This is a genomic window from Erythrobacter litoralis (assembly GCF_029760855.1).
Classification (GTDB): Bacteria; Pseudomonadota; Alphaproteobacteria; order Sphingomonadales; family Sphingomonadaceae; genus Qipengyuania; species Qipengyuania litoralis_A.
In genome coordinates this window covers 352445-361455 of record NZ_SOSI01000004.1, presented here as the reverse complement: position 1 = coordinate 361455, position 9011 = coordinate 352445, and the positions used below count along the sequence as shown (strand labels likewise).

The window sequence follows — 9011 nt, the reverse complement described above, 5'->3', positions numbered from 1 at the left end:
ACATCCTAGAGAATTCCGGCCTCCCCATCGTTAGCGCCGACGATCTGGGCGACGCGGCGAAGAAGATCGTGGCCGAGGTGAAGAAGGCGGCGTGACAACCGCACTTCGGCTGTAGTTTGCGAGGGCGGCTCTCCGACAGGGGTGCCGCCCTCTCTTTTTGTTCGCGGGGGAACGGCTGACCGCGCCCCGCCTTTCATTAACGAAGCGCATCTCCGCCAGTTGACGTTTACGTAAACGCAAGCTAGGGATGTGCGCACAGCATTCGAGAGGAAGGTACTCCCATGAAAATCCTCGTCCCCGTCAAGCGGGTGATCGATTATAATGTGAAACCACGCGTTAAAGCCGATGGCTCTGGCGTGGATCTCGCCAACGTCAAGATGAGCATGAACCCGTTCGACGAGATCGCGGTCGAAGAGGCGATCCGCATCAAGGAAGCCGGCAACGCTGAAGAGATCGTGGCTGTCAGCATCGGCCCGGCAAAGGCGCAGGAAACGCTGCGCACCGCGCTCGCCATGGGCGCGGACCGTGCCATCTTGGTGGAGACGGATGACGAAGTAGAACCGCTCGCCGTTGCGAAGATTCTTAAAGCTATCGCCGAGGAAGAACAGCCGGGCCTCGTCATGCTCGGCAAACAGGCGATCGACGACGATTCAAACCAGACCGGGCAGATGCTCGCCGCCCTTATGGGTCGGCCGCAAGGTACTTTCGCCAATACCGTCGAGATCGAAGGCGACAGCGTCACCGTGAAGCGCGAGATCGACGGCGGGCTCGAAACGGTCAAGCTGACCATGCCGGCCATCGTGACCACCGATCTGCGGTTGAACGAGCCGCGCTATGCTTCGCTGCCGAATATCATGAAGGCGAAGAAGAAGCCGCTCGATACCAAGAGCCCCGCCGATTACGGCGTCGACATTGCGACCCGGCTGACCACGACCAATGTCTCCGAGCCGCCGACCCGGCAGGCCGGCGAAAAGGTCGAGGACGTCGATGCTCTCGTCGCCAAGCTCAAATCGATGGGCGTCGCCTGAGGCGCGCGGAAAGGATACTGACATGAACACTCTGGTTCTGGTCGAACACGACAACAATTCCGTCGCCGATGCCACGCTCGCGGCAGTGACGGCGGCAGGCAAGCTGGGCGAGGTGACCGCACTGGTCGCAGGCACAAATTGCGGCGGTGCGGCGGATGCGGCGGCGAAAATCGCCGGCATAGCGAAAGTGCTGAAGGCCGACGATGCGGCCTACGAGCACCAGCTTGCCGAGAACGTCGCGCCGCTGGTGGCTCAGATCATGGACGGCTACGACGCTTTCGTCGCGCCTGCCACCACCACCGGCAAAAACATCGCACCGCGCGTCGCCGCGCTGCTCGACGTAATGCAGATTTCGGACATTCTTTCGGTTGAGGGTGACAAGACCTTCACCCGTCCGATCTATGCCGGCAATGCTATCGCGACGGTCGAATCGTCCGACCCAAAGCTCGTTATCACCGTGCGCGGCACCGCGTTCGACAAGGCGGAGCCGGAAGGCGGATCGGCTTCGGTCGAGGATGTGTCCGGCCCCGGCGATGCAGGCCTCTCCACCTTCGTCAGTCAGGACATCGCCGAAGGCGGCGACCGCCCCGAACTGACGAGCGCGAACATCATTGTGTCGGGTGGCCGCGCCCTGAAAGACAGCGAGACTTTCGAGCAAATCATCATGCCGCTTGCCGACAAGCTCGGCGCGGGCGTGGGCGCAAGCCGCGCGGCGGTGGACGCAGGTTACGTGCCGAACGACTATCAGGTCGGCCAGACAGGCAAGATCGTGGCGCCGGAAGTCTACATCGCGGTCGGCATTTCCGGAGCGATCCAGCATCTGGCGGGCATGAAAGACTCCAAGGTTATCATCGCCATCAACAAGGACGAAGATGCCCCGATCTTCCAGGTCGCGGATATTGGGCTAGTCGCCGACCTTTATAAGGCGGTGCCGGAGTTGACCGAGAAACTTTAGTTTACGATATGAACCAACATGATAACCTCCCCAGTGTTTGCTTGGGGAGGTTTTTTTTGATGGTTTTTCGTCTCATATCGGCGTCGGCAGCAGTGACGCTGTCATTCGCATCGCCGGTCTATGCACAAGAGGGTGTCGTCACCCTTGAGCCTAACGGCAATTGGAACCTTGACTTTGGTGAATATCGCTGTCGCCTTGCGCGTTTGTTCGGGACCGAAGAAGACAAGACGATTTTCTACATAGAGCAAACCAGTCCATCCAATACTTTCACTTGGCTGGTTGCTGGTGGTCTTATCGAGAGATTAGGCTCTGCTCGCAACATTGGCGTTTCCTTCGGTACTTTTCCCGAACAAAAATTCGGGCGTAGCGATTCCTATGGCCGAAGCAGTTACGATTTTGGAGAATTTGGAAACGCTCTGACCGGGATCGGTTACAAACCCCTCATCCCCAATGATGAGCAAAATTCATCCGATGTGCCATTACGGACATTCATGTCGCTCGATGCGATGGCGGGTGAGAAAATCGATCATGTGAGTTTTTCACGTAGAGATCGTACCGTTCGATTAGCCACCGGAAACATGAAAGCGGCCTTCGAAGCGCTGAATACCTGTACAAAAGACCTTTATGCTTTTTGGGGTATCGATGTCGAAAAGTTGGGCAATGCAGTCCAAGGACCGCGGTCCCGGAACATGGAACGCGTTGCCCAGCGCCTCCTTCAGCACTATCCCAAGGCAGCCGAGCAGCGCGGCGAAGATGCGATCATGAACCTCAAGATTATTGTCGGCGCCGATGGAAAGGTGGAGAGGTGCATCGCGATCCATCAGACCAAAGCCGAAAATTTCGACAATTTCGCCTGCGAAACCATGGAGAAATACGCGGAATTTGACCCCGCAGTCGATGCGAAAGGTAAGCCTGTTCGATCAGTTGCTTCCCAGACCGTTCGATACCACACTGATTAGGCGTTGAACGGGACAAATCAAAGGATAACACCCAATAAATGGATTGTCACGCCGACAAGCCCGCCGACCAGCGTCCCGTTGATGCGGATGAATTGCAGATCGCGGCCTACGGCGCTTTCAACCCGGTCGGTGATGGTGCGCGCATCCCAGCGGCGCACGGTTTCGGAAACAAGCCGCACGATCTGGTCGCCGTAGCGCGAGGCGATGCCGACTGCAGTGCGGCGGGCAAACCGGTTGACCTGCAGTTGCAGACGCGGATCGGCACTTAGCGCGCGGCCAAGTTCGGCCAGCGTTTCGGTCAGATAGCGCCCTCCCCCATCGCCCGGGTTGCGCAGGCTGAAAATGAGGTTGGCGCGTATGCGCTCCCACACGCCCTGCCACCAGTCGGCAACGGCGGGATTGGCGATCAGATCGTTCTTCATCCGCTCGACCTTCGCCTGCATTTCGGGATCGGTCCGTAGGCCGCTCGCCAAGCCAACGAGGCCCTCCTCGATCTTCATGCGGAGGGGATGCTGTTGGTCGATCAGTACCTCGGCGAGCAGCTTGTACAACCCGTCGAGCACAGAGTTCGCCAGCCGCTCGTCGAGCCCGGTGAAACGGAGCAGGGCGTTGGCCCGCTGCTGCACCATGGTGCGGACCATATCCTCGTTGTCTTCCAGCACGAGGCCTGCCCAGCGTATGATCCGGTCGATCAGCACGCGGTGCCGTCCATCCGCGATCATGGCGTCCAGCATCGTGCCGAGGAGCGGCGCGACCTCTAGCTTTTCGAGCTGCGCGGCGAGACCTGTGCGAACCTGGGTACCGAGCCGCTGCGGATCGAGCGATTCCAGGACTTCGACGGCGAGTTCGCTGGCTCCTGCACGAATGCGGCTGTTCTCGCCAAGCTTCGGGTCCGCGAGATAGGCTCCGGCCGCACCCGCCAGGTTCATCGCACTCATCCGCCGGGCGACGACAGCGGGGGTCAGGAAATTGTCGCGTAGGAAACTGGCCATCGTATCCGCGATCCGGTCCTTGTTTTCCGGGATGATCGCGGTGTGCGGGATCGGGAGGCCTAGCGGGCGACGGAACAAGGCGGTCACCGCAAACCAGTCCGCTAACCCGCCTACCATCGCCGCTTCGGCGAAAGCATGGACATAGCCCCAAGCGGGATGAACGGCGAGATAGCGCCCTGACAGAACGAACACCGCCGCCATGAGCAGCAGCATCGCCGTAGCCGCGCGACGCATCGTCCGCGCGCGATCCGTAGTCGCCTTATCGGAAATCTCGCCGCGCCCTGCCATATATCAGGCAGCGCTCACTCGGCGGGATCGATCCCGACCTCTCGGCCCCCCGGTGCCGATTGCCAGGCCTCGTCGCCAGGCCGGTAAGTCAAAAACCGCTCGCGCAGCCAAGGCCCGAGCCGCTTCTCGAACCCGTCAGCCAAACTGAACCCGGCCGGCACGATCAAGAGAGTGAGCAAGGTCGATAGGGTCAGCCCGCCGATCACCACCGTTCCCATGGGCGCACGCCATGCGCCGTCCCCGGACAGGCTGAGCGCCGTCGGAACCATGCCTGCCGTCATCGCGACGGTCGTCATGACGATCGGCTGGGCGCGCTTGCGACCGGCATCCACGATCGCTTCGGCCTTGCGCACCCCGGCTTCCATTTCCTCCACCGCGAAATCGATCAGCAGGATCGAGTTCTTCGCGACGATACCGAACAGCATCAGCGTGCCGATGAACACCGGCATGGAGAGCGGCTGACCGATCGCCCAGATGGCGATGAGGCCGCCGAGCGGGGCAAGCAGCAGCGACGTCATGTTGACCAGCGGCGACACGAAGCGGTGATACAGCAGGACCAGAACCGCGAAGACCAGCAGCATTCCGGCGAACAGCGCAGTCTGGAAATTGGTCAGCATTTCCTCCTGCCACTCGTCCTGCCCGAACGGCGCGTTGGACACTCCGGTGGGCAGGTTCTGCATGATCGGCAATCGCTGGACCGCCGCATCGACATCGCCTTTGGCCGCATCGGGCGCAAGATCGGCCCCGACGAAAATCCGGCGGTTCTGGTTATAGCGCTGGATTTGCGTAGGTCCTGAGCCGAAGCTGATAGCGGCGACGCGCGACAGAGGGACCGAACCGCCGGTGGCGGTCGGAACGGGAAGGTTCTCGATCGTCGAAATGTCCGAGCGCGAACTTTCCGGCAAGCGGACCCGGATCGGCACCTGTCGGTCGGATAGCGAGAACTTCGCGGCATTCTGGTCGATGTCGCCCAATGTCGCGATCCGGATGGTCTGGCTGAGCGCCGACGTCGTTACCCCGAGCTGCGCAGCGAGATCGAGGCGGGGTGTGATGACGATTTCGGGCCGCTGCAAGTCCGCCTCGATCCGCGGCGCAATGATGCCAGGTATGCCGCGCATCTGCTCGACGAGGACAGACGCCGCCTGGTTGAGCTCGGCGGAGTCGCTGCCTGACAGCATGACCGATATGGGGCGTCCGGTTCCGCCGCCGCCCTGGTTGGACTGGAAGGTGACGCGCGCATCGGGAATGCTCTGGAAGCGCGGAGTCAGCAGACGCTCGAATTCCTGCTGGGTCTTCACCCGATCGTCCTTCAGCGTGATGAACAGGCGCGAAGCACCTTCGTCGATCCGCTGGAGTACGTCGATCACGTCGGGATCTTCGTTGACGATAGCCGTGACCCGGTCCGATACCGCCTCTGTCTGCGCAAGCGTGGTGCCCGGCACCATCTCGATGCGCACCCGGCTCGATTCGCCGTCCGTGTCGGGGAAGAATTGTCCGGGAAGCGCCGCGCCGATCATGCCGGTGAGGATAAGGGCCGCGATCCCGATGCCGAGCATCCAGACGCGATGGTCGCGCAGCCGCGCGCCGAACCGGTCGCGCCGGTAACGGAACCAGCGCCCGAACGATCGCCCGCCCGCCATGCTTACTCCGCCCAGCAGTCGTGCGACCGCGGCAGCGGTCACCCACCCTACTGCGAAGGCGGCAGCGAGGAGGAGGAGCATGATCGAAAAGGCGATCAAGAAGCCGATGAGTTGCGCGATGATGTCGGGGAGGAAGCCGAGCCCCGCCTTCCACGTATCGATATCGATCATTCCGCCGAGAAAGCGATTGAAAACAACGATCGTCCCGCCGACGCCGCCCATCCACGCGATGGCGATCAACGAAAACAGGACAATGCCGCCAACCGCAAAGGTCCATTGGAAGGGCGCCGCGTCGAGCAAGCCGCGCCGCCGGTCCGTTTCGCCGCGATCGAGGGTCCAGCGCAGCAGCCGCTCGTACCTGTCCATCAGCGGGCCCTCGCCGTGCGAGGCGTGGCCTTGCGCCTTGAGGAAATAGGCTGCCACCATCGGCGTGATCATTCGCGCGACCAGAAGCGACATCAGCACGGAGGCGACGACCGTCAGGCCGAAATTCTTAAAGAATTGCCCGGAGACGCCCGGCATCAGGGCAACCGGGAAGAACACCGCCACGATCGAGAAGGTCGTAGCGACGACCGGCAGGCCGATCTCGTCGGCCGCATCGATCGATGCCTGATAGGCGCTTTTCCCCATCCGCATGTGCCTCACGATGTTCTCGATCTCGACGATGGCATCGTCCACCAGCACACCGGCGACCAGCCCCAGCGCCAGCAGCGAGAGCTGGTTCAGCGTGAAACCGAGAAGATCCATCACCCAGAAGGTCGGAATGGCGGAAAGGGGAATGGCGAGCGCGGAAATGAAGGTCGCACGCCAGTCGCGAAGGAAGAAAAACACGACGACCACGGCGAGGATCGCGCCCTCGATCATTGCCGCCATCGAGCTTTCGTATTGCGCCTTCGTGTAATCGACCGACGTGAAGAGCTGGTTGAATTCGATGCCGGGATTTTCCTCGGCAATGGCGTCCATCTCGGCGATCGCCGCATCGTATACGCTGACGTCCGATGCGCCGCGCGAACGTGAGATGCTGAAGGTGACGACCTGGCGGCCGCCGATCTTGCTGATGGAGGTTATCTCGCCGAAACTGTCGCTGACATCGGCCACGGCGGCGAGCTTGATGGTCCGCCCGGCGCCCAGCGAGACCTGGGTCTGGGACAAATCATAGGCGGTATCGGCGTTGCCCAAGACGCGGACCGACTGGCGCGATCCGGCGATTTCGGCCTGACCGCCCGCTGCATTGACGTTGCTCTGGCGCAGGGCGGCGTTGATCTGACTGGCGGTGACGCCGAGCGATTGCATGCGCTGCGGATCGAGGATGACGAGAATCTCGCGGTCGACCCCGCCGGCCCGCCCGACATCGGCCATACCATCGACAGCAAGCAGGCGCTTGATGACCGTATCGTCGACGAACCAGCTCAGCTGTTCCAGCGTCATATCCGGCGCACTGACCGCGAAATAGCCGATGGGTTCGGACGAGGTCTGCTGCCGGTCGATGCGCGGCTCGAGAATGCCGTCCGGCAATTGGCCGCGAATTTGCGCAATGGCCGTCTCGGTCTCGTTGACCGCCTGCGCGATATCGGTGCCGATTTCGAATTCGACCGTCGTGTAGGACGAACCTTCACTGGCGGTGGAATTGAGGTTCTTGACGCCCTCGACCGACCGCACGGCGGATTCCACCTGCTGCGTGATCTGGTTCTCGATCTCCGTCGGTGCGGCGCCCGGCTGCGAAATCTGGACCGTGACAGCCGGAAACTCGATATCCGGCTGGTTCTGGATTTCCATGCGGGAAAAGCTGATCAGCCCGCCAAGCAGCAAGGCGATGAACAAAACGATCGGTATGATCGGATTGCGGATCGACCATGCGGAGATGTTGCGAAAATTCATCGGGCGGCAGCGCGCTCGAGCGATGGCTTTACCGTGTCGCCTTCATTGAGGAAGCCGCCGGCGCGCAGCACCACCCGCTCCTGCCCGTTCAGGCCGTCCGCGATGACGATACCGTCTGGCGTAACATTGCCTAGCGTCACGCGGCGCCGAGCAACCGTATTGTCCTGCCCGACGATATAGACGTAGCTGCCCTCATCGTCGGATTGGAGAGCACTTTCTGGCAGGATCGGCGCAACTACCGTCCCGCTGCGAAGCACGGCGTTGGCGAATCCACCCGGGCGCAATTCCGGCGCGTAGGACAGGGCGATGCGCGCAGTCCCCTGCCGATCCTGCGCATCGATTGTCGGGGCGATCTGCCAGACCTGCCCGGTAAAGGTCTTGTCGGTTCCCACCGGCGTTACCTGCGCCATCGCGCCCGCACTGACGCGTGCGAGCTCGTTCTCGCCGAGCCGCGCCAGAAGTTCCATCTGGCCGCCCTGCGCGATGGTGAACAGCGGGGCCGATCCCGCGCCGACGGTGGCACCCGGCTCGACGTCGCGCGACAGGACGAGACCGGCGGCGGGTGCCGTAATATTAAGCCGCGCGTTGCGGGCGTTGAGTTCACCCGCCTGCGCCTGCGCAACGCGGACCCGGGCAACGGCGGCATCGCGCGTCGCGGTCAGCCGGTCGACATCGGCATCGGAAATGAAACCGCGATCCACCAGCTTCAGCGCGCGATCGAGGTTGGCTTGCGCAAGATCGGCATCCGCCTGTGCGACGCGGATCTGTGCGGTTGCCGCCTGGCTCTGCTGATTCTGGACCGAGCGATCGATGACGGCAAGCACCTGCCCCTGCCTCACCCAGTCGCCAGCATCGACGGGCACGGAAACCACACGGCCGCCTTCTCCGACGACACCGACGGGCAATTCCCGCCGCGCCGCGATCGTGCCGGTGGCGGTGATCTCCCCCTCGACGGTGGTGCGACCCGGCGCCACGACCGACACGGTCGGTACCTGGTCGGCACTACCATTCTCCGTCTCCGCCGCCCCGCCCTGGCTCGACAGATAATAGGCAAGAAGCGCCAGGAACACGGCGAGGATCACGATCCCGCCGACGATCCACGTCCGGCGGTTGGTGCGCGGACGTTCGTCGACATCCGCCGGCTCGTCGCCCAGCGCGATGTCGAGCGGCCTGCCCTTGTCGGTATCGATGCCCGTTTCGTAAGTCATATCGCCATGCCCTGTAACCGCATCAGGTGTATTACTCAGTTATTACACGAGTGACAAGTGCGG

General features: G+C 62.2%; 6 protein-coding genes. 3 read left to right on the top strand and 3 right to left on the bottom strand.

The annotated features are described in order from the left end of the window. Positions 1–281: 281 nt before the first annotated feature. The 3 genes from E3U23_RS10100 to E3U23_RS10090 are packed head-to-tail and all read left to right on the top strand — an operon-like array spanning position 282 to position 2942. A complete protein-coding gene (locus tag E3U23_RS10100; protein WP_279351117.1) occupies positions 282–1028 on the top strand; it encodes an electron transfer flavoprotein subunit beta/FixA family protein in 747 nt (248 codons plus the stop codon). Between the two features lie 22 nt (positions 1029–1050). Next, the gene (locus E3U23_RS10095; RefSeq protein ID WP_279351116.1) at positions 1051–1983 is read left to right on the top strand and encodes an electron transfer flavoprotein subunit alpha/FixB family protein; all 933 of its coding nucleotides are present in this window, start codon (positions 1051–1053) and stop codon (positions 1981–1983) included. Positions 1984–2042: 59 nt separating this feature from the next. Beyond that, positions 2043–2942: an energy transducer TonB gene (locus E3U23_RS10090; RefSeq protein ID WP_279351115.1), complete on the top strand. Its 900-nt coding sequence runs from the start codon at positions 2043–2045 to the stop codon at positions 2940–2942. A 17-nt stretch (positions 2943–2959) separates the two neighbouring features. Here E3U23_RS10090 and E3U23_RS10085 read toward each other — a convergent pair whose 3' ends face one another. The 3 genes from E3U23_RS10085 to E3U23_RS10075 form a co-directional block, all read right to left on the bottom strand. Beyond that, on the bottom strand, positions 2960–4168 hold the full coding sequence (locus E3U23_RS10085; RefSeq protein WP_279351114.1) for a DUF445 domain-containing protein: 1209 nt from the start codon (positions 4166–4168) through the stop codon (positions 2960–2962). 68 nt (positions 4169–4236) lie between these two features. Then, positions 4237–7740, bottom strand: coding sequence for an efflux RND transporter permease subunit (locus tag E3U23_RS10080; protein ID WP_279351113.1), 3504 nt, complete (start codon positions 7738–7740; stop codon positions 4237–4239). Then, positions 7737–8948 carry an efflux RND transporter periplasmic adaptor subunit gene (locus tag E3U23_RS10075; protein ID WP_279351112.1) on the bottom strand — a complete coding sequence of 404 codons (1212 nt, stop codon included), beginning with the start codon at positions 8946–8948 and terminating at the stop codon, positions 7737–7739. The genes E3U23_RS10080 and E3U23_RS10075 overlap by 4 nt, the downstream gene beginning before the upstream one ends. Between the last annotated feature and the right edge of the window lie 63 nt (positions 8949–9011).

Coding starts and splice junctions, on each gene's coding strand:
- E3U23_RS10100 (WP_279351117.1), top strand. CDS start 282: ATGAAAATCCTCGTCCCCGTCAAGCGGGTGATCGATTATAATGTGAAA.
- E3U23_RS10095 (WP_279351116.1), top strand. CDS start 1,051: ATGAACACTCTGGTTCTGGTCGAACACGACAACAATTCCGTCGCCGAT.
- E3U23_RS10090 (WP_279351115.1), top strand. CDS start 2,043: ATGGTTTTTCGTCTCATATCGGCGTCGGCAGCAGTGACGCTGTCATTC.
- E3U23_RS10085 (WP_279351114.1), bottom strand. CDS start 4,168: ATGCGTCGCGCGGCTACGGCGATGCTGCTGCTCATGGCGGCGGTGTTC.
- E3U23_RS10080 (WP_279351113.1), bottom strand. CDS start 7,740: ATGAATTTTCGCAACATCTCCGCATGGTCGATCCGCAATCCGATCATA.
- E3U23_RS10075 (WP_279351112.1), bottom strand. CDS start 8,948: ATGACTTACGAAACGGGCATCGATACCGACAAGGGCAGGCCGCTCGAC.